This window comes from Exiguobacterium sp. s157, assembly GCF_018618205.1.
Lineage (GTDB): Bacteria > Bacillota > Bacilli > Exiguobacteriales > Exiguobacteriaceae > Exiguobacterium > Exiguobacterium chiriqhucha.
This window is the reverse complement of the sequence record NZ_JACSLQ010000015.1, coordinates 1-24,170: the sequence shown is the minus strand read 5'-3', so window position 1 is coordinate 24,170 and position 24,170 is coordinate 1. Positions and strand designations below refer to the sequence as shown.

General features: G+C 42.4%; 23 protein-coding genes, 2 pseudogenes and 1 riboswitch. Of the genes and pseudogenes, 15 read left to right on the top strand and 10 right to left on the bottom strand.

Annotated elements, in window-relative coordinates:
• Positions 1–400: 400 nt before the first annotated feature.
• The 3 genes from KNP67_RS15620 to KNP67_RS15615 are packed head-to-tail and all read left to right on the top strand — an operon-like array spanning position 401 to position 1,001.
• On the top strand, positions 401–517 hold the full coding sequence (locus KNP67_RS15620; RefSeq protein ID WP_081828354.1) for a CAT RNA binding domain-containing protein: 117 nt from the start codon (positions 401–403) through the stop codon (positions 515–517).
• Positions 514–819, top strand: a complete 306-nt coding sequence (locus KNP67_RS15005) for a PRD domain-containing protein (protein ID WP_214756954.1) — start codon at positions 514–516, stop codon at positions 817–819. The genes KNP67_RS15620 and KNP67_RS15005 overlap by 4 nt, the downstream gene beginning before the upstream one ends.
• Positions 816–1,001: a diguanylate cyclase gene (locus tag KNP67_RS15615; RefSeq protein WP_029336154.1), complete on the top strand. Its 186-nt coding sequence runs from the start codon at positions 816–818 to the stop codon at positions 999–1,001. The genes KNP67_RS15005 and KNP67_RS15615 overlap by 4 nt, the downstream gene beginning before the upstream one ends.
• 397 nt (positions 1,002–1,398) lie before the next feature.
• On the opposite strand, the gene KNP67_RS14995 is transcribed toward KNP67_RS15615, so the two are convergent.
• From KNP67_RS14995 to zwf, 4 genes are all read right to left on the bottom strand, one after another.
• Positions 1,399–1,830, bottom strand: a complete 432-nt coding sequence (locus KNP67_RS14995) for a hypothetical protein (protein ID WP_131472559.1) — start codon at positions 1,828–1,830, stop codon at positions 1,399–1,401.
• A 556-nt stretch (positions 1,831–2,386) separates the two neighbouring features.
• Positions 2,387–3,799: an NADP-dependent phosphogluconate dehydrogenase gene (gene gndA, locus KNP67_RS14990; protein ID WP_214756952.1), complete on the bottom strand. Its 1,413-nt coding sequence runs from the start codon at positions 3,797–3,799 to the stop codon at positions 2,387–2,389.
• Positions 3,796–5,169 (bottom strand): glucose-6-phosphate isomerase, encoded by a 1,374-nt coding sequence (locus tag KNP67_RS14985; protein WP_214756951.1) that lies wholly within the window; start codon positions 5,167–5,169, stop codon positions 3,796–3,798. The genes gndA and KNP67_RS14985 overlap by 4 nt, the downstream gene beginning before the upstream one ends.
• 31 nt (positions 5,170–5,200) lie before the next feature.
• A complete protein-coding gene (gene zwf, locus KNP67_RS14980) occupies positions 5,201–6,718 on the bottom strand; it encodes a glucose-6-phosphate dehydrogenase (RefSeq protein WP_214756950.1) in 1,518 nt (505 codons plus the stop codon).
• 612 nt (positions 6,719–7,330) lie between these two features.
• On the opposite strand from zwf, the gene hxlA reads away from it, so the two are divergent.
• The 4 genes from hxlA to KNP67_RS14960 all read left to right on the top strand — a co-directional run bounded on the left by hxlA (position 7,331) and on the right by KNP67_RS14960 (position 10,228).
• The gene (hxlA, locus tag KNP67_RS14975) at positions 7,331–7,972 is read left to right on the top strand and encodes a 3-hexulose-6-phosphate synthase (RefSeq protein ID WP_101190293.1); all 642 of its coding nucleotides are present in this window, start codon (positions 7,331–7,333) and stop codon (positions 7,970–7,972) included.
• A 1-nt stretch (position 7,973) separates the two neighbouring features.
• Positions 7,974–8,528, top strand: a complete 555-nt coding sequence (gene hxlB, locus KNP67_RS14970; RefSeq protein WP_101190294.1) for a 6-phospho-3-hexuloisomerase — start codon at positions 7,974–7,976, stop codon at positions 8,526–8,528.
• Positions 8,529–8,698: 170 nt separating this feature from the next.
• On the top strand, positions 8,699–9,316 hold the full coding sequence (locus tag KNP67_RS14965; RefSeq protein WP_101801553.1) for a cyclase family protein: 618 nt from the start codon (positions 8,699–8,701) through the stop codon (positions 9,314–9,316).
• A gap of 60 nt (positions 9,317–9,376) precedes the next feature.
• On the top strand, positions 9,377–10,228 hold the full coding sequence (locus KNP67_RS14960; protein ID WP_101190296.1) for a Cof-type HAD-IIB family hydrolase: 852 nt from the start codon (positions 9,377–9,379) through the stop codon (positions 10,226–10,228).
• A 15-nt stretch (positions 10,229–10,243) separates the two neighbouring features.
• Here the strand turns inward: KNP67_RS14960 and KNP67_RS14955 are convergent.
• Positions 10,244–11,229: pseudogene (locus KNP67_RS14955) on the bottom strand (Gfo/Idh/MocA family protein).
• A 194-nt stretch (positions 11,230–11,423) separates the two neighbouring features.
• Between KNP67_RS14955 and KNP67_RS14950 the strand changes: the two are divergent.
• Positions 11,424–11,777, top strand: coding sequence for a winged helix-turn-helix transcriptional regulator (locus KNP67_RS14950; RefSeq protein ID WP_101190298.1), 354 nt, complete (start codon positions 11,424–11,426; stop codon positions 11,775–11,777).
• 165 nt (positions 11,778–11,942) lie between these two features.
• On the opposite strand, the gene KNP67_RS14945 is transcribed toward KNP67_RS14950, so the two are convergent.
• Positions 11,943–12,878 (bottom strand): IS30 family transposase, encoded by a 936-nt coding sequence (locus KNP67_RS14945; RefSeq protein WP_214756949.1) that lies wholly within the window; start codon positions 12,876–12,878, stop codon positions 11,943–11,945.
• Between the two features lie 352 nt (positions 12,879–13,230).
• Positions 13,231–13,332: riboswitch (TPP riboswitch) on the top strand.
• Between the two features lie 131 nt (positions 13,333–13,463).
• On the opposite strand from KNP67_RS14945, the gene KNP67_RS15505 reads away from it, so the two are divergent.
• From KNP67_RS15505 to KNP67_RS14925, 4 genes are all read left to right on the top strand, one after another.
• Positions 13,464–13,679 (top strand): hydroxyethylthiazole kinase, encoded by a 216-nt coding sequence (locus KNP67_RS15505; RefSeq protein ID WP_114167518.1) that lies wholly within the window; start codon positions 13,464–13,466, stop codon positions 13,677–13,679.
• 194 nt (positions 13,680–13,873) lie between these two features.
• The gene (locus KNP67_RS14935; protein ID WP_029336160.1) at positions 13,874–14,626 is read left to right on the top strand and encodes a 3-oxoacyl-ACP reductase; all 753 of its coding nucleotides are present in this window, start codon (positions 13,874–13,876) and stop codon (positions 14,624–14,626) included.
• Between the two features lie 69 nt (positions 14,627–14,695).
• Positions 14,696–16,003 carry an LLM class flavin-dependent oxidoreductase gene (locus KNP67_RS14930; RefSeq protein WP_214756948.1) on the top strand — a complete coding sequence of 436 codons (1,308 nt, stop codon included), beginning with the start codon at positions 14,696–14,698 and terminating at the stop codon, positions 16,001–16,003.
• Positions 16,004–16,455: 452 nt separating this feature from the next.
• Complete coding sequence (locus KNP67_RS14925; protein ID WP_214756947.1) at positions 16,456–17,955, top strand: ISL3 family transposase; 1,500 nt, start codon at positions 16,456–16,458, stop codon at positions 17,953–17,955.
• Positions 17,956–18,068: 113 nt separating this feature from the next.
• On the opposite strand, the gene KNP67_RS14920 is transcribed toward KNP67_RS14925, so the two are convergent.
• The 4 genes from KNP67_RS14920 to KNP67_RS15610 form a co-directional block, all read right to left on the bottom strand.
• Positions 18,069–18,614 (bottom strand): recombinase family protein, encoded by a 546-nt coding sequence (locus tag KNP67_RS14920; RefSeq protein ID WP_214756946.1) that lies wholly within the window; start codon positions 18,612–18,614, stop codon positions 18,069–18,071.
• A gap of 243 nt (positions 18,615–18,857) precedes the next feature.
• A complete protein-coding gene (locus KNP67_RS14915) occupies positions 18,858–19,613 on the bottom strand; it encodes an adenylate cyclase (protein WP_214756944.1) in 756 nt (251 codons plus the stop codon).
• The gene (locus KNP67_RS14910) at positions 19,613–20,191 is read right to left on the bottom strand and encodes a Pycsar system effector family protein (protein ID WP_251029739.1); all 579 of its coding nucleotides are present in this window, start codon (positions 20,189–20,191) and stop codon (positions 19,613–19,615) included. Before KNP67_RS14910 ends, KNP67_RS14915 begins: the two co-directional genes overlap by 1 nt.
• A 168-nt stretch (positions 20,192–20,359) precedes the next feature.
• Positions 20,360–21,907 (bottom strand): ISL3 family transposase, encoded by a 1,548-nt coding sequence (locus KNP67_RS15610; protein ID WP_214756942.1) that lies wholly within the window; start codon positions 21,905–21,907, stop codon positions 20,360–20,362.
• 392 nt (positions 21,908–22,299) lie between these two features.
• On the opposite strand from KNP67_RS15610, the gene lnu(G) reads away from it, so the two are divergent.
• From lnu(G) to KNP67_RS14890, 3 genes and pseudogenes are all read left to right on the top strand, one after another.
• Positions 22,300–23,103, top strand: coding sequence for a lincosamide nucleotidyltransferase Lnu(G) (gene lnu(G), locus KNP67_RS14900; protein WP_002333496.1), 804 nt, complete (start codon positions 22,300–22,302; stop codon positions 23,101–23,103).
• A 135-nt stretch (positions 23,104–23,238) separates the two neighbouring features.
• A pseudogene (locus KNP67_RS15500) lies at positions 23,239–23,373 on the top strand (JAB domain-containing protein); the annotation flags it as partial.
• A gap of 401 nt (positions 23,374–23,774) precedes the next feature.
• A complete protein-coding gene (locus tag KNP67_RS14890; RefSeq protein WP_214756941.1) occupies positions 23,775–23,972 on the top strand; it encodes a hypothetical protein in 198 nt (65 codons plus the stop codon).
• The last annotated feature ends 198 nt before the right edge of the window (positions 23,973–24,170 follow it).

The window sequence follows — 24,170 nt, the reverse complement described above, 5'->3', positions numbered from 1 at the left end:
AAAAGATGACTCCCGTACAGTACAGGAATCATCTCCTTGAAGCAGCATAAGTTTTTTTATTAATGTCCTTTACATGGGGTACAGATTAAATCGCATTGTATCCTGAAAGATGGACATGGAAAGCAGAAGTTTCATTAGGTAGCCACATTCAAACGAGTGCTTAACATGCATGCTTAAACTGTGCATAAAACAGGGCTCAATTCAGATAAATTGATCAAAACGTCGAACTATGAAAAAAGTCGTTGATAGCGCTTTCGGTCACATGCTATCTTGTAGTCGATGGGACGTAACTGTTTATTCAGGCATAACCTAAGAGCTTGCACACGTTTTTCTGAGTGTACCGCTTTTTTTAGGTTATGCCTTTTTGTGTGGACAAGCACCTAAAAGAGAGGGACCTAATATGAAAGTTGTGAAAGTTTTTAACAATAATGTCGTTTTGATTGAAAATGATAATAATGTTGAAGAAATAGTGACTGGAAGTGGCATTGGCTCGGTATTCGAGAGGGAGACACCTTGAGAGATGTCAAAATCACACAAAAGTTTGTACTAGAACAACAGGCATCTGTGCATGAGCTGGAAGCACTTCTACAACGAATCGATGTGAAGGACATCGAATTGGCCGGCGATATTCTCCAACTTTATGAAACTGAAGTAGGGAATACGGTCAACAACATGGCTCTCCTTGGACTAGGTGATCACATTAATTTTGCGGTCGAACGTGCGCGAAAAGGGATGAACTTCCGTTGTGCGTTAGAGTGGGAAATTAAGCAGTTGTATGCGAAAGAGTACTCGGTCGCATCGGCGGAGATGAGTTCGTGATCCTTTCGCCTTATCCTTTGGACTTCAAGAAAGCGACATTTAAATACGAGCTCTCAATCGGAGATGTGCCGGTGACGCTCGATGCTTCAATTGGAGAAGCTGCTTATCCGACAGACGGGGACTCACTAGAGACACTGATTTTGGTCGCAGATGATGCGATGTACATACAAAAATATACATGATTGAGTCACGACATGCCATGACTCGACAACAAAAGAGAGTGTACACGTTTCGACGTCGAAATGTATACACTCTTTTATATATCCGTCAAAGTGGAGTCGAATCGATTGTCTGGAAAGCACTCTGTCCCTTTAGAAATATACACATCTCAAAGTATTGTCGTCGCTTTTGATTATATATGACCATATATCATTTTTTGTATACAAAAATCTAGATTGATCAGGAGAGGTAATTATCGAGATTAGGCGGTACGAGCGTAAGGTTAAGAAGGGCTCGATGAACGCCTCAAAGATTCTTCCAACAACCGGGACTCTTCTAACAGTTCTTTTAACGTATTGCTATATGGGTTCAATGAGATTTGAGTATGTCCGATACCTCCAAAACTGAACGAACATTGCATCAACACACCCAGGAATGTGTACTCGTGTAAAACAATACGAATTCCGGGTCGTCGCTTAGCCTCGCCAGGAGAGCAGCCTCCCGTTCTTGAGGGGGAAGTTGTTGAAAGACTGGATTACCGATTGATTGATAATAGGCGTCACAAGCGTAAAGTGGAGTAAATTTATGCTCGAGAGCAGCCGCGTGGTCATAGATGAGTTCAAAATGGCGAAGGTCGTTGTCATTCACTTGTGACAGAAGATGCAAGAAGAAAGCGGACTCACTACTTGCGGCGAGTTCTGGCCGGGCGAACACTTTCGCAGAGTAGATGGCCAATAGAGTGGTCGCCTGATAAGAGTGATTGGTCTCCGAAATCTCTTTGGCACGGGCGATGAACAGTTTGACGACATCATCGCGTGTCTTGAACTCTCCCATGAGCCAGGCGAATTTCAAATAGTCCGGTATTGCATAGAGCCCTCGGAAACTCCTACTGGAGTTCCCAAGGGCTCAAAAGTTTGATAGCACGTTATGAAACTTTGCGTCATATATCTTAATTGAACCGCCGTAGACCGAACGGTACGTACGGTGGTGTGAGAGGTCGGGAGTTAATCGCTCCCTCCTACTCGATCCGAATTTACCGGTTCGCTTGCTCTTGTAAGAATGCATCGAGCGAGTGCTATCATTTTAGATCTGCGGTAGTTTATCAACTTAAAAATAGTCAAAATAGCATACCCTTTAGCAGATTGGTTCTTTTAGGGATTCCGCCCCTTTTAACGGTAGAATTTTTTCATAGAGTTAAAGTTTCAAACATAAAAAGATGATTTTCCTGAAGGATCCAGATTCCAGATAATTGTTTATCGACAATTAAAATCTATTGAAGAAGGCGTCAATGAGCATGGAGGCTGCAATGTATTCAAAAAAGCCCGCTGGAAAACTTTCTTTTTCCAACAGGCCTTTCAGTCTGATTACGTGATGTTCTAACAAGCTTCTACATACTTATTGTTTCTGGTTATTTTACTTGCCACTCGGTGTGGAAGAAACCTTCTTTGTCTACACGCTGGTACGTATGGGCACCAAAGTAATCCCGCTGTGCCTGGATTAAATTGGCTGGCAATGTCTCAGAGCGATAGCTGTCATAGTAAGCCAATGCGCTTGAAAAAGCGGGCGCCGGAATTCCTTGCTGAATGGCCAGCGTCAGCACTTTTCGTAGAGAATGCTGATACTCCCCTATAATCTCCTGGAAATATGGATCAATTAATAAGTTAGGCAGTTCGGGATTGCCGTCAAATGCTTCTTTGATCTTTTGCAGGAATTGCGCCCGGATGATGCATCCTCCACGGAAGATCATGGCAACGTCCCCGTAAGGAATATTCCAGCCATACTCTTCAGATGCCGCACGCATTTGGGCAAAACCTTGGGCATACGAGCAAATCTTACTCATGTATAAGGCTTTGCGGATGGCTTCAATCATTTCTTGGGAGTCGCCTGCCTGTTTTTTCGGTTCAGGGCCTTGCAGAATTTTGCTTGCCACGACCCGTTCTTCCTTGACCGAGGAAATAAACCTTGCGAAAACGGACTCTGTGACGATTGGAAGGGAAACACCTAAATCCAACGCGTTTTGGCTTGTCCATTTCCCAGTCCCTTTCTGTCCGGCCACATCCAAAATCTGATCAACAAGCGGCTTCCCGGTATCTTCATCCCGCTTGTTCAAAATATCGGCGGTAATTTCGACAAGGTAACTGTCAAGCTCCCCTTTGTTCCAATCCGAGAATATAGTGGACATTTCTAGGACAGAAAGGCCAAGCGCGTGTTTCATGATGAAATAGGCTTCGGATATCAATTGCATATCGCCGTATTCAATGCCATTATGAACCATTTTTACATAATGGCCAGCTCCATCAGGACCCATATAGGCACTGCAAGGAGTGTCATCTACTTTTGCCGAAATTGCTTCCAGAATAGGTTTGACTTGTTCATATGCTTCTTTCGGTCCACCGGGCATGATGGAAGGACCGTTGCGGGCACCTTCTTCTCCGCCGGAAATTCCGGCGCCTAGAAAGTGCAAGCCTGCTTCTTGTAATTTTGCTGTTCGCCTATTCGTGTCTTCAAAAAACGAATTTCCTCCGTCTAATAGAATGTCCCCTGATTGAAGGTGGGGAAGGAGGGATTCAATGACCGAATCCGTCGTGTCTCCAGATTTCACCATCAACAAGATTTTGCGGGGGGTTTCCAATGAAAGGACAAACTCTTCAACACTGTATGCTCCCAAAATCTTTTTTCCTTGTGCTTCTTTTTCAGCTAATTCGTCGATTCGGTCTGTCCAATAATCATAGACAGATACAGAATAACCTTTACTCTCCATGTTCAGGGCTAAGTTTTTTCCCATTACCCCTAAACCGATGACTCCAATTTGCTGCTTCATTGTATTTTCACCTCATCGTTTTGTGAGTTGCCAGACGGCAACAGCCGATTTTCCAGCTTTTCTCTTTCTTTTTCAAATCCTTCTTTGCCAAGCAATGCAAACATATTGGTTTTATATGCCTCTACTCCTGGTTGGTCAAATGGATTGACACCGAGTAAAGTGCCGCTGATCGCGCAGGCTTTTTCGAAGAAATAAATCATTTCGCCAAAGGTGAATTCATTGAGTTCGTCTAGCTCAATGACCAGATTCGGCACACCTCCATCGACATGAGCAAGGGAAGTTCCAAGTGCCGCTTTTTTGTTCACTTCATCCGTTGTTTTTCCTGCTAAGAAGTTCAACCCATCCATATTGGCTGGATCTTCTTGTATGACAAGATCGAGGGAAGGTTTCTTCACTTGCAAAACTGTTTCAAAGAATAGACGGTGCCCTTCCTGCACATACTGCCCCATTGAATGTAAATCAGTGGAGAAATTGACAGAAGCGGGGAAGAGTCCTTTTTCATCTTTCCCTTCACTTTCCCCGAAAAGTTGTTTCCACCATTCTGCTGTAGAAAGCAGGCCAGGCTCGTAGCTTACAAACAGTTCAATCGATTTTCCTTTATTATAAAAAATATTCCTTACTGCAGCATATTGGTAGCTTTCGTTTGTAGCGAGTACGGGATTGTTGTATTTGTGGTAAGCAGCTTTTGCCCCCTGCATCACTTGGTCGATATTAAGCCCGGCTACAGCCATCGGAAGTAAACCGACTGGAGTCAAAACGGAGTATCGTCCTCCGATATTATCAGGAATGACAAATGTTTCGTATCCTTCTTCAACTGCAAGATTCCGAAGCGCGCCTTTGCTCCGGTCGGTTGTGACATAAATTCGATTTCTAGCTTCTTCTTTTCCATACTTTTTTTCCAAAAGGGTACGGAAGATCCGGAAGGCTAAAGCGGGTTCAGTGGTTGTGCCGGACTTGGAGATCACATTGATGGAAATGTCTTTCCCTTCCAGTAGCTGAAGCAAATGTGTGATATAAGTTGGGCTAATGTTATGTCCAGCAAAATAAACTTCCGTATTCCCTTTAACTTGGTTATGGAATGTATGTGATAAGGCTTCTATTGCTGCCTTGGAGCCTAGATAAGAGCCGCCGATGCCAATCACAATCAGCGCATCTGACTGTTGCTGAATTCTTTCGGCAGCCAGTTTCACCTGGAGAAACTCTTCTTTATCATAGTTAATCGGCCAGTCGATCCACCCCAAGTAGTCAGAACCCGGTCCTGTCTGCTGGTGAAGTTGGTTATGCGCTTGTTTGACAAATTCGCTAATATTTTCAAACTCGCTATTCGTTATAAACGATAATACATTGGTGAAATCAAACGAAACGGGCATGTAATCTCTCTCCTTTTGAATGAACTATTTTTTACCACCACTTCGATTGATCCGTCAGCAATAACTCATTTGCCATTTCTGGACCTGTTGAACCGGCTGGATAAGAATATAAAGGCAATAACTCCTCTTGGTAAGCTTCTAATAGTGGTTGAATCCACTTCCATGATAGTTCCACTTCTCTCCAATCGGCAAAGAACGTTGAATCGCCGCGCAGTGCATCATAGAGCAGAAGTTCATATGCTTCCGGCTGATTTTCTGAGCTGGTTGAGAAATCAATCCAAACAGGTTTGTATCCAGTGCTGGATGGATCTTTTAAATTTACGCGCAACGAAATGCTTTCATTTGGACTAATTTCAAGAATCATTAAATTTGGAGAGCTTCCTAACTGTGTATTTAAATCCATCACCTTGTTCTCGAATTCAATGACAATTTGTGTCGACTTCTGATTCATCCGTTTTCCTGTTCGTATATAAAAGGGGATTCCATTCCATGAGGGGTGTTCGATAGAAAGGCGAGCTGCAAAAAAAGTATCATTCGTTGAGGAATCATTAACCCCCGGCTCCTCTTTGTAGCCAATGACGGGGTTGCCCTGAACCTCTCCCGGACCATACTGGCCGCGGACAACGCTTTGGTATGCTTTTTCTTTCCGGATGGGTTGGAGAGAGGCAATAATGTCTGTCTTTTTCACCCGGCCCTTATTTTCCATGAAGTTATCCGAAAGATAGACAGCTGTCATTGTGACCAACTGAAGAAGGTGGTTTTGTACCATATCCCGGATGGCTCCTGCCTTATCATAATAATCAGCCCGGTTTTCTACACCTACAGTCTCACTTGCTGTAATTTGGACATTTGAAATTTGTTTATGATTCAACAAAGATTCCAAGATCGGATTCGCCAAGATCAAGGTTCTTAGTTTTTGTACCATAGGTTTCCCTAGGTAGTGATCAATTCGGTAGATCTCCTCTTCACGGAACACGTTGCTCAAATTCTCATTTAATTTTCTGGCTGTTTTTAGGCTGTTTCCAAACGGTTTTTCAACAATGAGGCGTTTCCACCCGTTGTTTTGACTGATTCCGCTTTTACTAAGGTGGGACGTGATAATATCAATTAAGCTGGGGGCCACAGACAAGTAAAACAGCCGATTTTGAGGAATACCCAACTCGTTTTCCCTGTTTTCAATAAGTTCGCGCAGTTTGTAGTAAGACTCTTTTTCTGTCGCATCAAAGCTGCAATACCGAAATTTCTCTAAAAAAGCTGGCAAAGATGAAGCGTGAATGGACCTTCTGGAATATGCGTAAAGTGCTTTTTCCACTTTATACTGAAAGGTTTCATCCGAACAATAGTCTCTGCCGGTACTGACAACGGAGATGGTTTCAGGTAACTTCCCGTCCAGGTATAGATTGTACAGAGCAGGAAATAACTTGCGTTGTGCTAAATCTCCTGTTGCTCCGAACAAGACAAATGTCATGTTTTGCAGGGGCCGTTCTTGTTTAAATTCAAATAAATCATTTTGAAAATTAAATTCTTCAAGCAGATTCTCGGTGTGCATATGTTAAAACCTCCTACTCTTAAAATCATGTGTCTCTGGCATGACTGATAATCGCAACAGGTTTTAGTATAATGACTCAAAGTTTTTTATGTAAGTAAGCACTTTATAAACATATACTTACAAAAAGTATACTGTAGCAAGGGAAAGAGGAGGAAATTCACCAGGGATCCGGTTCTTAAAAACTTATCTGATATACAAAATATCTCTATCATGAAATATTTTTTAGAAGTTAAGGAATTTAGGATTTTTTGAGGGAGAAATAACAAAGGTTAAATCCCATTATCGAAAGTAATCTATTGCAAAAAAGTTACAATAGCTCATTCGGATAAGAAACAAGTAATTGATTTTCAAACTGGATAAGTCGTGTTGAGTGTTTAGTGAAAAGGAAAAAGTAATTGGATTATCTTAAAGCGGTCTTAATAGAACTATAAAGTTAATCAGATCCATTAAGAAATAAATGCATATATATGAAATTAAACAGATTACCATTGTGATAGCCGCCGACAGTATACTTTTTGTCAGTATGTGAAATTAAAGTGCGTACTTCACAATAATGCTTGTAGGTTTTACACTAAGTCAGAATCAAAAATACGACAACAAGGAGAATGACACATGAAATTACAATTAGCTTTAGACTTAGTAAACATTCCACAAGCAATCGAAGTGGTTAAAGAAGTAGAGGCGTTTATCGACATCGTTGAAATCGGGACGCCAGTCATCAATAAAGAAGGTCTTAAAGCTGTCGCAGAAATAAAAGCAGCTTTCCCTAACCTGGAAGTTCTTGCAGATGTGAAAATTATGGACGCTGCAGCTTATGAAGTATCAAATGCTGCTGCTGCAGGAGCAGATATTGTTACGATTCTTGCTCAGGCAGAAGACTCATCCATCAAGGGCGCAGTTGAAGAAGCGAAAAAACAAGGTAAGAAAATCCTGGTGGATATGATCGCCGTAAAAGATATCAAAACACGGGCCGCAGAGCTTGATGAACTTGGCGCGGATTATATCTGTGTCCACACAGGCTACGATCTGCAAGCGGAAGGGAAAGATTCGTTCGAAGATCTTCGTACAATCAAAAGCGTCGTAAAAAATGCCAAAACTGCTATTGCAGGCGGCATCAAACTGGAGACATTGCCGGAAGTCATTAAAGCACAACCGGATTTAATCATTGTCGGCGGTGGAATTACAAGCAAAGAGAACAAGGGCGCGGAAGCGGAAAAAATTCAAAAGATGATGAAAGAAAGTGTCACGGCGTAATATGAACACGGCGGGCTATACAGACGAAATACTGGCTGAATTGAAGCGGACCACTGCTCTCATTGATGATGAGGAAGCCGAAAAGGCAGTGGACGGCATCCTGCGTGCAAAGAAAATATTTGTGGCAGGCGGGGGCCGATCCGGCTTTATGGCTAAGGCATTTGTGATGCGTATGATGCACGTAGGCCTGGATGCGTATGTGGTTGGAGAAACGGTGACACCGAACCTGGAAGTCGATGATATTTTCATTGTCGGTTCTGGTTCCGGGGAGACCCAAAGCCTCGCAGCCATGACGAAGAAAGCCAAAAGCATCGGTGCAACCATAGTGGCTGTTACTACAAACCCTGAGTCTACAATAGGCAAACTGGCGGATATTCGAATTGAAATACCGGCACAAGCAAAAGGGGAGGGCACTAGTGGCAAATCGATTCAACCGATGGGATCATTGTTTGAACAGTCGCTTCTTGTGTTTTATGACGCGGTGATTTTGAGATTCATGGATAAAAAGGGACTCAAATCCGATGTCATGTATGGCAGACATGCGAATTTAGAATAGAACAACGAATAAGCTTGAGTTTAAGATTTTTTAAGCTCAAGCTTATTTCTAATTGTTCATCAAGCTTGAACTTTTTTGCACCAAAGTATTTTCATTGGACAACTGTATAAATGACATGCGAAGGTGAAGGTATCATTGAAGACAATATTACTAATGGAGGGTTGGATTACATGAAAATGTATGATGTAACAGGGGCGATCTATGAAGGCATGACCGTTTACAAGGACAAACCGGAAAAACAGCCGAAAATCAATCAGCAGACAAACGGCTATGTTACGGAAACGCGGCTGGATCTGGATGTGCACACCGGAACGCATATCGATGCGCCGCTTCATATGAATGTGGATGGAGAGACATTCGAATCGCTTTCGCTGGACAGTCTTGTAGGGCCTTGTCAAGTTCTCGATTTGACGGCAGTAAAGAACGGAATTTCAAAAACGGACTTAGAAGGATTCAAGCTTCAAAAAGGAGATTTTATTTTATTAAAAACGAAAAACTCGTTTGAGGAAAAGTTTAATTTTGATTTTGTCTATCTGGCAAAAGATGGAGCAAGCTATCTTGCTGAGTTAGGGATTCGCGGGGTTGGAATAGATGCGCTTGGAATTGAAAGAAGCCAAGAAGGGCATCCGACGCATAAAACCTTATTTGCAAATGACATCATCATCATAGAGGGCCTGAGATTGAAGGAAGTGGAGCAGGGACAATACTTTATGGTTGCCGCGCCTTTGAAATTAGTAGGTACGGAGGCTTCACCTGCGCGAGTATTGTTGTTTGAAGGATTAAGTTGAATTTTTCTGTTTCAATCATTTTTCCATGAAAGATAAAACGTAATTGTAAGGAGAGAGCCTATGTATAAATTGGTCGCGATCGATCTCGATGGGACATTGCTCACAGACGATTTAATGATTTCACCAAATACAGTAACCGCTATTAAAAAAGCGGTGGAAGCGGGGACAATTGTTACGATTGCTACGGGCCGCATGTTTTCCTCTGCGAAACTCATTGCCCTGCAGTTGGGTATAAATGTACCGCTCATCACTTATCAAGGTGCATTGATCAAGGATGTAAATGAAAAAGAAGTAATATATGAGCGCACTGTTCCTCCCGATATTGCACAAAAGTTAATCGAAATTTCTCGTGAGAAAAAATTACATCTACAAATATACCAAGATGATATTCTCTACAGTGCCGTAGAAAATGACAAGCTGATTGCTTATTCTGAAGCAGTTAAAGTGCCCTATCGAATAGAGCCCAATCTCATCAAGCTTGCCCAAAAAGGCGTGACAAAACTACTTTTTATCGAAGAACCAATCGTCCTCGATTACTTACAAAATGAATTGCAAACCTTATTCGGCAAGTATGCTCACATCGCAAAATCAAAAAAACACTACCTTGAAATCACCCATCCCGAGGCAAACAAAGGTAGTGCCCTATTATGCTTAGCGAAAAAACTTGGTATAGACCGTTCAGAAATAATCGGTATTGGTGACAACTATAATGACATCGAACTTATTGAGACAGCCGGTCTCGGTATAGCAATGGGAAATGCCGTAAAGGAAGTGAAAGCTATGGCTGATTATACGACCTTTACGAACAATGAAGAAGGGGTGCTTCACGTATTAGAAAAGTTTATTTTAGAGCCAGTGAATACTTCCAATTATATAGAAGAAAAAAATTCTGATTCGCTTCCGACGGCCTGATCAATTGAAGACCGTTTACTTGGAATCACTTGGATAGGACAGGCCGATTTCTTGGCGGACTTTATCCATTACGCACATGGTGGTATAGGAGTTTTCAAACGAATTAACAAGTGACTCCGTTTCTTTTGGCTGATTAAATCGATAAACTCTTTCACTTCATAATACATAGCGGGCTGAGGTTGTCCTACTGTCACTGATTCAACAGTGCCATCGTTGTAATGAATGTCCACTTTTTCGGCTGAATGTATTTTATCAATCACCATAATTCCTTTTTCCCCTTGGATTTCGCTTGGTAAAGTGGAATTTGTGATTTTTGAATAAATGATAACCGCATCTTTGTCATCATATTTCAATAGGACACTTCCTTCGCCATCTATACCGCAATCCAGGATAAGATCTGTGGCCTTTATTTCTTTTGGCTCGCCGAACAGTATAATGAGCGGGTATAAACAGTAGGTGCCCAGATCCATCAATGAACCGTTCGCAAAATTTGGATTAAATACATTTAATACTGTTCCTTTTTTGTATGCATCATAACGCGATGAGTACTGGCAATAGCTAGCAAAGTATCTGCGGATAGGGCCGATTTTGTGCAGATTATTTTGAATGGCCTTAAAGTTTGGAAGCAACGTAGATTTCATCGCTTCCATAAGCAGCACATTATGATCTTTCGCTTCTTGAATCATTTTCGCTGCTTCTGCTGCATTGGCAGCCATCGGTTTTTCACATAATACATGTTTGGAGTTTTTTAAAAACAAGACGACTTGGTCAGCATGGAATGAGTTGGGTGTGGCAATATAAACCGCATCGATTTCATCGCTGACTGCCATTTCTTCCAAGTCAGTAAAAATTTTAGTTATTCCTTATTGACTGGCAAATTCCTCTGCTCTTTCCAACGTTCGGGAATAAACGGCTGCTAATTTAAAATTCTCAATTTCTTTTGCCGCTTCAAGCAATCTTTCTGTAATCCAATTAGTACCCACTATGCCGATTCGTATCATTTTTTATCCTCTTTTCTGTTTTTATTGCATTATCGCCCACAATTGCAAAGACATTATTCCAATGCTAAAAAAATTTACTAACCATTCTATATCTAGTACAATTAGTAAGTTACATTAATTATAGTACTGACTTTTTTATCACATAGTATCGAAAAGTATACGATAGAAATATAACAAGGAAGGAAAGAAAATAGATGCCTAATTTAGGAGAGAAAGTTTTTAATTGTGAAAAAGAGCTGACACTTTCCATCATCGGAGGAAAGTGGAAAATGCTAGTGCTATGGCATTTAGGAAAAGAAGGAACTAAACGTTTTGGGGAATTAAAAAGTCTTATGCCAGGCATCACGCAACGGATGCTCGTGAATCAATTGCGTGAACTTGAAGATCATTTGATTGTCCACCGGGAAGTATACCCTGTGGTTCCGCCGAAAGTGGAGTACTCACTTACCGAACAAGGAAGAAGCCTTATTCCAATTCTTGATTCCATGTACGAATGGGGCAAAGAATACATCGAGCAAAACTTGGATCAGCAAATAGAAAACAACTAAGTTAGTAGGTATTTAAAAATAGCTGAATAAAATAAAGCGGATTTCAGTAAAATGAAATCCGCTCAGATTGTAGACAAAGTCACGTTTCAGGCGAACTGAAACGTGACTTTGTCTACAATCTGGAACACCATTCGGTCGAATGGTGTTTTTTTATAAGACGGTTTGTCAAATTAAGCGCAACACTTCCTCGGTGAAGGCCTCGTGTGCGGTTTTCCAGTCCAGGCACTTTCTCGGTCGCCCGTTGATCTTGGCCAGCGCATCCGCGAGTTCACCGTCACCGACCTGCGCGAAGTCCGTTCCTTTCGGGAAGAACTCGCGGAGGAGCCCGTTGGCGTTCTCGTTGCTCCCCCGTTGCCACGATGAGTACGGGTCGGCGAAATACATCGGCACGCCGAGCGACGCCTGGATGCGCTCGTGACCGCTGAACTCCTTGCCCCGGTCCGTCGTCGCCGTCTCGAACGTGCCTTCCGGGAAGGCACCGTGCACCGCATGGATCGCCCCCTCCATCGAGGCCGCGGTGCGGTCCGCGATTGGCAGGGCGAGATAGAACCGGCTCTTCCGCTCGATGAACGTCGCGACGCACGCCTTCGATTTCCCGCGTCCGGAGACGACGGTGTCGAGCTCCCAATGCCCGAACGTCTCGCGTGTGCGCACCTCCCGAGGCCGGTCCGAGATGGTCAGCCCGACGTTGATGCGCCCGCGCGTCTCGACCGGCTTCCGGCGTTTCCCCTTCTGGCGGAGCACGGTCACGGGCACGTCGATCCGTCCCGCATAGATCCAGCGGTAGATGGTGGGGAAGGCAATTTTTCCTGCGTAGAGGCGGCCGACGATCTGTTCTGGTGACCAGGTCGCACGCAGCTTCTCGACGATCGTCCGGCGCATCGTGTCGTCGAGCTTCGTCTTGACGCCGCAATGGGTTTTCGCCTTCTCGTAGCGTTTCTGCGCACGTCCTGACTCGTAGCCGGGGTTCCGTCTGATCTCCCGCGAGACGGTCGAGGGCTGTCGCCCGATCCGTCTCGCGATGGACCGGATGGACATCCCGAGCTCCAGATAGGTCTCTATTTTCACGCGCTCCGTTGTGGTAAGATGGGTGTAGCTCATAGCGATTCCTCCGTCTGAATGTTTGTGTCGTAACTTCATTCTAAACGAGGCCATCGCTGTGGGCTTTTTTTTGCGTTCACGTTCAGATGTTGCACTTAATTTTATAATTCATCAAGGATAAAAAAACAGCCTGGTGTGGTTTTAGGGAGGGGGAAAAATAAGAAGAGCAATTCCTATAAATCAGAGCTCATTTAAAATATCATACAAGCTAATAGGTATCTTATAATTAAAACATCTAGTACGAAACACTCGTAAGACAAGGTTTACTTCCTGCACAACCTCTGTAGACAGTAGATACCAGGCTTTACATAAAAATTAGGATTTGTTATAGTGGTCGTGAAAACAAAATACCTAAATACACTAGGGGAGCCGAATTGGCTGAGACGGACAAGAGTCCGGACCCTTTGAACCTGATCTGGGTCATACCAGCGGAGGGAAGTGTGCGAACCTTTTATACTTTCTATTTAACTGGTCTTTCGCCGCCTCCTATCTTCAGGAGGCGGTTTTTTGCGTTCAAGAAAGGGGTAATAGGCATGGATCATTGTACAACAGTTTAAAAAAGCAACCGAGTGCGGAGGGATACTCATGCAACTCTCTGTTCGTGAAAGAGCGCCAATTGTACATTGTATTACAAATCAGATCTTTGCAAATTTTCAAGCTAATGGATTGCTCGCTGTAGGTTGCTCATTTGCAGGACTACTGTACAAGTATACACAGAGGAGAATAATGGCAGCCGGTAGTGAGGTGATTGGAACAGGACTGCTGGCTTCATTAGTGGAGCTCTACTCGCCTGGGTTTTAGGGAAAAGGTTTGAACGACATTCTTTGTCGGTTCTACCTAAACAGTAAACCGATAGTACTATTCAGAAAGACATTCATTTAAAGTTGGTACGGAAGAATTAGATTTATTGGAAAGACTAAAGGCAGTGCAGGGGTAATATCTTTCACTTTTTGATTTGTACTTGCGATTGCAACTAAAAGTATAGGAGTGGTGACGTGAAAAGAACAGTTTTGGTGACAGGAAGTAGCAAGGGTCTTGGTGCTACGATAGCAAAAGCTTTAGTTGAAAAAGGGTTTAATGTAGTGATTAACTATTACAAAAGTAAAGAGAAGGCAGAAGGACTTGTTTCGGAGCTCGGTGAACAAAATGCTATAGCTCTATACGCTGATGTGACAAATCGCCAAGAAGTGGATGAGATGGTGAAAGTGGCGACCAACTATTTTGGTCAAATTGATGTGGTGGTCAATAATGCATTGGTAGACTTCAAATTCGATCCGATACAGCAAAAGTCTTTTATAGATCTTTCATGGAAAGATTATCAAAGACAGCTGGATGGAACATTAAAAGGGGCCTTCAATGCGATTCAAAGTGTCTTACCCCAATTCATGGAGAGACAAAACGGAAGTATCATCAGTATTGGTACGAATCTCTACCAAAATCCAGTTGTCCCCTACCACGAGTATACAACCGCAAAAGCAGGACTTATAGGTTTTACACGCAATATAGCCTCTGAACTGGGACAATACGGAATTAAAGCAAATGTCGTATCAGGTGGTTTGTTGAAAGTGACTGATGCCAGTTCAGTAACGTCTCAAGAGGTCTTTGAACTGATTGCTAATTCTACACCTTTGAGAAAAGTGACAACTCCGGAACAGGTGGCCCATTTGGTCGTTTATCTGTCATCTAAAGAGGCGGAAGGTATCACAGGGCAAAATTTCACAGTAGATGGTGGACTAACGATGAACTAAATGTATTATTACCTCCATATGTAAGATAGGAAGGCATAATATATTGGTCTAGTCTTAGGGGGAAGAGTAATGACGGTTATTCAAAAGAATCAACTTAATATAGGGGTTTTGGTTTATGGGTGTGGACATCATCAGGCTGCGTGGTTGATGCCGAACTCAAGTGTTAACCGGGTAGGGGAGATAGAATATTATCAATCCTTGGCGCAGTTAGCTGAAAAAGGATGCTTTGACGCTGTCTTCTTCGCAGACAGTCAATCTTTCCTGGCACAAGAACCAAATGAAATACCGGCATTTTGGTTCGACCCATTAATCAATTTGACAGCTATTTCTCAGGTGACAAAATATGTAGGGCTCGTCTCAACCATCTCGAGTACTTTTTCAAATCCTTTTACAGCCTCAAGACAGTTGTTGAGCCTAGAACATATTACAAATGGAAGAGTGGGTTGGAACCTAGTGACGTCTATGAGAGATGAAGAAGCATGGAATCACGGCATGGAGAGTCTTCCATCCCATGAAGAGAGGTATAAGAAGGCAGATGAATTCGCAGAATTGATGCATAAACTCTTCTTGTCTTGGGATAGAGAAGAGGTTCTCGCTGACCGAGTGCGACGTCAGTTAATCAACCCTGATAATATTTTCCCTATCAATCACAAAGGAGAATTTTTTAATGTGAGGGGTCCATCCACTACACCAAAGAGCCCTCAAGGAAAACCGGTGGCCATGCAAGCAGGGGCCTCAAAGCAAGGTATTCAACTAGCAGCCAAACATGCGGAGGCAGTCTATTCAGTATCTTGGAATATAAGTCAGGCTATGAAATATCGTCAAAAGTTATATGAGGCCATCAAGCAAAATGGAGGGTGCAAACAGCAAATCAAAGTTTTTCCAGGTCTTGTTACATATGTAGGAAAGACCCGTGAAGAAGCCTTGGCTAAAAAGCAAGCATTAGATGAAATGTTGCCTCTAGAGACAGCGTTAAAACAACTGAGTTATTTTCTCCAGATGGATTGTACGGACTGGGAAATCGATTTAAAAGTGCCCACATTACCACCTTTAGAGCAATTTAATGGTCCTGTAGGTCGATATGAGACAATACTTGAAATTATTCATGATACTAATCCTACAGTAAAGGAACTATTAGGATTTCTTAGTGCCGGTGGAGGGCACTTCACCTTAATCGGAACACCCGAAGAGATTGTTGATCAGATGGAGATGTGGCTAGACAAAGGCGTGGCAGATGGATTCAATCTCATGCCTCCTACGCTACCTGAGAGCTTAGAGGACTTCATTGAATTAGTTGTTCCCGAAATGCAGAAAAGAGAGATTTTCAGAAAACAGTACGAGGGAAAAACACTAAGAGAACATCTTGGGTTGAAATAGGTAGACTGATTATACATCAACTAAATAGGAGATTAGCTTTGTTGCACCTTAATTCTAGAGTTTCTTTAATGTAAATAGACCTGGTAGGAGGAGTGAAGAGTCCTTCTATGAAATAGTAAATATCTGTTTTTAGGAATATATCTTCTATAATGGCCCTTCTAGTGAAGAAAAGTAGATACGGCAGATCAGGGGTTTTTCTATTCAGACATTCTTATAAATAGAAACCTATGTCGCTTCTACAACCAAGAGACAGGACAGTCAGAAATCGACGAAAAAGAATGAACTATTAGTGAGAGACTCCTCTTCTGATAGGATCTGAACACTCATGACTAAAAATGAGTGTGGTTTCCTTCGTAATCGGTGTCAACAGCGGTTTAAAATTGGTTCTTCCTCACTTTTGATGAAGCCCGTCTTCGGGAATTAGTTCACTAAAAGGATTGAAGGGATCAATCATGTTAAACGAGTTTCTTCCAGAACTAGAAGTGGTCGAGGTGAACCGTCGTGATGAAACATATCAGTTCATTTGTCATGGAAAAAAGTCGTGCGCACCCTGTCCCCATTGCACTAAAAGCTCCCATCGTGTCCATAGCCGATACATCAGGACATTGCACGATGAGCGTGTGTTCGGATTTGATGTGCAGCTACGGATTCAGGCAAGACGTTTCTTCTGCGACGAACCAAGCTGTCCCTCAAGTATCTTTACGGAGAGATTTCCTTCCCTGTGTCGACCACACTCCCGCAGAACAATCCGTTTAGAACGTGGGCTACTGAGGCTCTTAAGTGGGATGAGTGCGACCGGGCTGGAACGTATCTTGAACAATATCAGCGATAGTACGCTACTCAGACTGTTGAAACGCTCAAAACATCATCGGAAGGTGTCTGACCCTCGCGTGGTTGGCATTGATGACTGGGCCTGGAGAAAACGAAAAAAGTACGGGACAATCATCTGTGATCTAGAGACACGACGCCCGATCGCCTTACTTCCCTCTCGGGATGTCAAAACCGTCTGTGCTTGGATTCGTTCGCATCCCACCATCCAGGTGGTGGCACGCGACGGGTCCATCGAGTTTCGGGAGGCCATCCGTTTGGCCGATGAGACGATTCAGCAGGTGAGTGACCGATGGCACTTGTTTCATAACTTAGGGAAGAAAATTGAAGAAATCTTGAAGCGACGTCTTCCATCTAGCGAAAAAATCCTTCTCGAACCGGATGGTCTAAACTTCGAACGTGAACTGACAGACGCTGAAAGAAGAAAATGGACGCTTATTCTCGCAGTACAACAGGATGCAAGACAGGGCGTTCCGATCTCCCAGTTGATCAGACGTCACCATATCGACCCAAAGACGTGTCGTAGATACCTACAGATGACAGAGGCACCAAGAATCAGTCGGTCACATCGACAACACAGCGCAGACATCTACAAGGGAGACATCGTCAGATGGATCCGCCAAGGTAGGACGACCGAATGGATGTACCGGACGCTGAAACGGAAAGGATATCTCCGTGGAATCAGTACGTTTCGACCTTACGTGGCAAGATTGAAAAAAGCAGTCCCACACGAGATTAACATCAATCGACGAATCATCCAGAAAGTCCTCTGGGAGGACGAGCCTTCTAACAAACCACTTCTCATAAAGATACTGAACATCTATCCTTTCTTGAAGGTATTGAACGAGCTCGTCCGTTCGTTCAAGAATCTTTTCGGCAAAGCGACGTCTGAACAGGATATCCTAAAATGGTGTGAACAGGCAGAACGGATGAACGAACCCCCACTAGCCTCTTTCACAACCTATATACGAGGGGACATCGATGCCATCCGGCTCGGGATGACGCTGCCCTGGTCAAACGGCATGGTCGAGGGACAGGTCAACCGACTCAAGACGATCAAATGTCAAATGTATGGTCGGGCAGGATTGGAGCTGTTGCGCATCAAAATATTGAATGTCACTTGAGGCTCGTTGTTCTACTGAAATACGAATCGATGTCTATATAACCATAGGGATGAAGCGTTTCATCAAAAGTGAGGAAGAACCAATTTTAAACCGCTGTTGACATAAATCAAATATCATTGCTCTTTCATATACTTATAAAATGTAGAACGAGAAATATTTAACGTTTTAGTGATATCATTTACCGTCATTTTAGCTTCATACATCATATATGCACGAGTCAAAATATCTGGGTCAATCTTTTTCCGCCCACCTAAACATCCTCGAGCACGTGCTGCTATTAAACCAGCATTTGTACGTTCGCGAATCAATTCTCGTTCCATTTCTGCCAATCCCGCCATCATAGTGAAGAATAGTCGGCCGGCAGCCGTAGAGGTATCTATACCTAGTGTAATAATTTGAAGATTTATTCCGCGACTTTTCAAATCATCAATCAATTCAAGAAGCTTCTTTGTGGTTCTCCCTAACCGATCTAGCTTCCAGACGACTAGGGTATCACCTTCTCGTAGATAATCTAAGCACTTTTCAAATTCAGGTCTCTTTTTAACACTAGATGCCTTCTCTTGAAAAATTTTAGTACAACCAGCTTTATTAAGTTCATCTAGTTGTGAGTCCAAGTTCTGATCGAGGGTCGACACTCGTGCATAACCAATTTTCGTCATGAAGTACCTCCATTTGTTTGTTTACTCGTTAAATATAACAGAAAATGAACATTGATAAAAAGATGAGTTAAAAGACAACCAAACGATAATGAAAAGGGCTTTAATAGCCCTTTTCATTATCATGTGAATTAATTAACGAACATGTCTTTTTAACGTTCGTTTAAAGAACAAGAACATTTTTCAAAGCTACTTTATCTATTAAGGTACCTACTATTGACTGATTATAACGCAATTGTTTTGAACTTAGTCGTGCATTCCATTCTGAATCCATTCATCAAATTCTAAAAGTACTATGTTAGCATGCCAAAAAACTCCACGACTTAAGTCGTTCTTTTTAAACCAATATTTTTCAACTGAAGAGTCTTTAATTCTTTGCTCCTCCATATAATTCTCGTAAAAATCAGAGGACATAACAATTGGTTCAATGCCATCTTTATTTCCAAGGTCAGAGAGTTTGGCAGCAGTTGCAACAGAAGATCCAATCCAAACCAAATTATTAATGCCAGAGTTTTTTCTTCCGGCTTTTACAGCTAAAGTTTTGCTGGCAGCTAAACCAATTCCTGCTTTAATGGTCGGTAATCCTCTGCTAATAAGTAATTTGTTTAACATATTTAAATATGTGTTTATACAAAAAGCTCTACTCGCGATATCAAATACATCCTCTTGTAAAGGTGTTGAATAAATTGCATATACACAATCACCTCTAATTCCTATCTCCTTTAAATATTCTTCATCAGTATCTTTTTTCAAAATTTCAATTATTTCTGAGGTGAATCCACGAATTAATTTAGCTACTTTAACATCATCTTCTCCAGAGAATAAAGTTGTAGAGTCTCTTAAATCTACAAAAATTGCAGATGCCACAGCTTTATATCCATTTGTATAAGTGAAATTATCGTCTCTTGGGAATTTTTCAACTTCGTTAACAGCATCTGTATTATCCAATATTTCTTCAACTTTTTTCTTTCGCTCTTTGTAATCATAATCTGTGAACTTCATTAAGAGATACCTCCTAGCTTCACTAAAACTATTCCTACTACATACATGGTTAGTATTCCTGCTACACCAATAAAAGTGTATCTGATTCCTTTCTGATAAAACTTGAATTTGGCTGAACAGATTTTTGCATTGATGTAGATTTGAGAAATTAGATCTTCAATCTCGTCTTCAAATGTTTCATTAAACACTTTTTCTCTAAACTCCACATATTTTTTATCTTCTGCTGACTCGAAGTAGTACAGAGAATCATGATATGTATCCTGCCCGAAAAGATTTACTTCTTTTTTCATCGTTGGGACCAAAACTCTTATTAACAAGTATGATCCGCGTACGAAAATGCCCCAAAAGAACAGGAACAGTCCCAGATATAAAAAGTTTGAAAAATTAATATTTTGTATGGCACGAGAAAGGATTTGATTCAACATACCTATTGAATGCTCTGATGTAAATATACTAAGAAATATTCCTACCCCAGCAATTACAATAGAAGCCTTTGTATCACAACTCTTAATCCAATCTAGGTGTCGGTCTAAGCGTTGTATTAAATTATTTTTATCAATATCTAGTCGTGGGTCCAAATTCATTCCTCTTCTCATAAAAAATAACATCTATTTCCTTATTACCATTATACGACAAATTGAAAAAAGTAAGCCAATCCTCAGATTTAAAAGAGAACGGTTCTTACGCAATGTTGGTGAACGATAATGAGCAATCGCCCGAAGGTGGTCGCTCATTTTTTTGGAATATCAGTGAGCACAACTCGGATCGGGATTTCGACAAAGCACCCGAATTCTGAGCAAGTCAAAATTTCCCCTTCCGTACATGAGTCGCTTCATCATCTTTAGACGATTGACGTTTCCTTCCACGTAACCATTGCTTTCTTCAAACTGACAGGCCGCCAGGATCACCTCTACATTTTGTTTGAGGCGACCCACGAAACGCTTCAGTCCGGGATGTGATGTGACTTGTGGATTGGTGATCAACGAAAGGAGATGTCCCGCGTCCCGTTCCCGAATAGCTTCCCGAAATCCTTGAATGAAACAGAACGGGATGGCGAGGTCTTCGTAACGGACCAACAGGTACGAGACATCGATGGTATCATTCGGCCTAGTGACAGGCCATTGCCAGAGTAGACGACAGGCATCCTTGCGCGATACGAAAACCTGGGGTTCAGGAAGACCCTCACTCCGAGCGTCGCGTGAACGGTGACGGACCGCGCCAAACGAGCCTCTGTAACCTAATTGTCTCAGATGAGCGTCCGTTTCCTGGAGTGTGTATCGATTTCGGACACATTCCCTCAATTGTGGCATGAAACGATCGATCAAGTGAGGTCTTTGTCGTTTCGGCGGGGAGGGTTCGTAGGCCGGATCACTGTATTTTTTGACGGTCCTCCAATTCAAGCTGAGCATCTGGGCGATCGCATTCAGACTCATCCCTTGGCGGTGCATGCTTTGAACCCTTTCGACCAACGGTCGTTTTGTCTCGTTCTCGGGTCCAGTCGGATGTTGCGGTTTCAAACCGTATGATACGGCACCTTTCGGATTTACAGGGATTCGAGAGGGGAGGACACGCTGGCATATCGAATTGAGGCATCGCCATAGGTTATCTACGAGGTGGAAGCGGTCGCTCACCACTACGATGTCCTGGTCGAGCAATGCCTCTTGATAGGCTGGGAATCGATCGACCGATGCGCGGATAGGCCGTTTCTCCAGATTCACAAGCCAATCCTTCAACATGTCTGCTTCGCGGGTCCGCAGCAGGTCGATGGGACGATGGGTTGTCGCGTCACAGATGATGGTTCCGTATCGGTGACCCTTTTTGAAGGCGAAGTCATCAATGCCGATCACCTCAGCACAGGGGCTCGGGACGGGCACGCGTCGTAGCACCCTAAGTAGCGTGTCGTGACTGATTCGAAAACCTAGGACGGTCGTGACACGCTCGGCTTCCTTCGCACTCATAGCCAACATTAAAGTGGACAACACACGCTCCGTACGGAGCGTTCTCCGCGAATGAGAAATGGCCCACGGCAATCGCTCTGTAAAGATGGAACGTTGGCATATTGAGTTGTCGCAGAACCATTTCGGTACTTGAATGTTCAGACGGAAAACCTGATGTATTCCTGAGAAGTCTTTTAGCCGCCGTGTCGTGAAACTGTGACGTCGGTGACAAAACCGACCACAGTCTGGACAGCATGCACCGCTGGACACGAGACGAGCGGCACAGTGTCTCACCCCATCGTGTGAGTGAGCACTCGTGACGCACAGTCGATCATCTAAGAACTCCAACTCGTTCATGGAAATCAATCCTTTTTGATTTTATTCCCATAATGTCGGCATCACTACCTCACCAACATTGCGTAAGAACCACTCCTATTTTGCACTACACACCAACTTGTGCTTTGAACTTTGAAGTGTTAAAATTAATAAACTATTAATCGAAAGGAGAGATGGGTGGACAATGAAGAACTAATCTAATTTTTAACAAATGAAATAGTATATTTCAGTTTAAAAACTTAGGATTAGTCTGCCCATTTTTCCATATACTAAATAAATGTAAGACTGAATAGCTAAAAAGGCTAAATAGTTTTATTTGAGTCCTTAAAAAGTGACATGACTAATCCTTCCAACATTATTTGGGAGGATTTTTTATTTCTCCCTGAATCAAAATAAAGAAAGAAGGAATCGAATTGTTAAAACAAAAGGAACTAATGGCAAGGGTTAAGGAACTTGTCCAGTCAGATGAACGAATATCTGCTTGTATGATGTATGGCTCTTTTACAAAAGGAGAGGGAGATCAATACTCTGATATAGAATATTACGTTTTTCTAAAAGATGATACAATTTCCACCTTTGATTCAGCAAAATGGCTAAATGAAGTCGCTTCCTACACTTTACTCTATCAAAATGAGTACGGTACGGAAGTAGTAATTTTTGAAAATCTAATACGTGGTGAATTTCATTTCCTTTCCGAAAACGAAATGAATATTATTCCTTCATTCAAAGAATCAGGCTACATTCCTGACACAAAAGCAATGTTTATTTATGATGAAACAGGACAACTAGAATTGTATTTATCAGAGTTGGAAGGTCCGGGACCAAATAGACTTACAGAAGAAAACGTAAATTTTTTATTGAATAATTTTTCCAACCTATGGTTAATGGGGATTAATGTTCTTAAAAGAGGGGAAAATGCACGTTCACTGGAACTTTTATCTCAATTACAAAAAAATATACTACAACTCATTCGAATTGCGGAAGAAAATGCCGATAATTGGTTTAATATGACAAAGAATCTTGAAAAAGAAATTAGTCCTGAAAACTATGAAAAGTTTAAAAAGACTACTGCCCGATTAAATGAATTAGAACTATATGAAGCCTATAAGAACTCTTTGCTTCTCGTTATGGAACTTCGAAATCTCGTTGAAAAACAGTATCAATTAACCATTAGCGATGATTTTTTAGGCAAACTGTTTAATTATATGAACGAATAAATAAAAAGCCTGTATCTCAAGTGATAACTAAGATACAGGCTTTAATTGTTATTTACTTTAAATACATGTTCTCAAAGTGAAAGTATTGATTTTAATGGATTTTTAATAGTTTACTCTTGATAAGACGCGAGCCCGAGCCGGGAGGATATCCTCGTCTCCGAACGGTTACATGAAGCGGGTGACCTCATCGGCATCCCGGTGCTCGACCATCTCATCCTCGGTGCGGACGAGTCATATGTCAGCATGAAACAGCGAGGTTACATGGGTTGAATGGAAAGGAGCGGGGCCGGTGAACCGGTCCTGGTCCGTCCGGAAAGGGCAAGGAGGAAAAACATACGTTTTTCTTTGACGGGACCAGCGACTCGCGTTGCTGTCGCCTGGATCCAGAATTCGGATCCGGGAAGAGGAATGTTTTCGCGTGGCGAAAACAAATGGTTTTGGTGAGAAGTCAAAGGCATAAAGAAATCACGTTGCTCTGTTTTTTCATGAATGTGTATTTGCGATGTTTGGATTAATGAAAAATGAGTTCTTGTTTGGTGAAAATGGCCGTTTTTCCTACGTAAGCCCTGGGCTTGTTTCAAACAAGCCCAGGGCTTATATGAAACAAGCCGAGATGTTGAGAGGTCAGATTCAAGGTATTGTTGAGCTATCAACAGGAGAGGATGATTCAAATGAGTCACACATTGGACCAGCAAACGATTGAAGAGATGAAAGAGGTATTGCTTAGAAGACTTCCTGAACGGATGGACATCGATCCTGAGGCCTTCGAGTTAGTGAGCATGGATATCCTTTGCGAGGTGAGAGAAGGAGAACGATTGAAACAGATGACGGTTTTCTTCAATGCGAACACGCTTCAAGTACATAACTGATTGTTCCGAAACGTATACATGTATACATTCTTATCTAGTTAGTCTTTGGACGAGGCGTAAATCACATAAGTATCGGGAATCGGTCTATAAAAAACTGAAAGGGATGAGGCGTGATGGACGAGCGGATACTTGATGACTATGCGTTCGATGGATTGGATCCGTTCGTCCGGATCGTGTTCTCGGAACTGATGGAACATC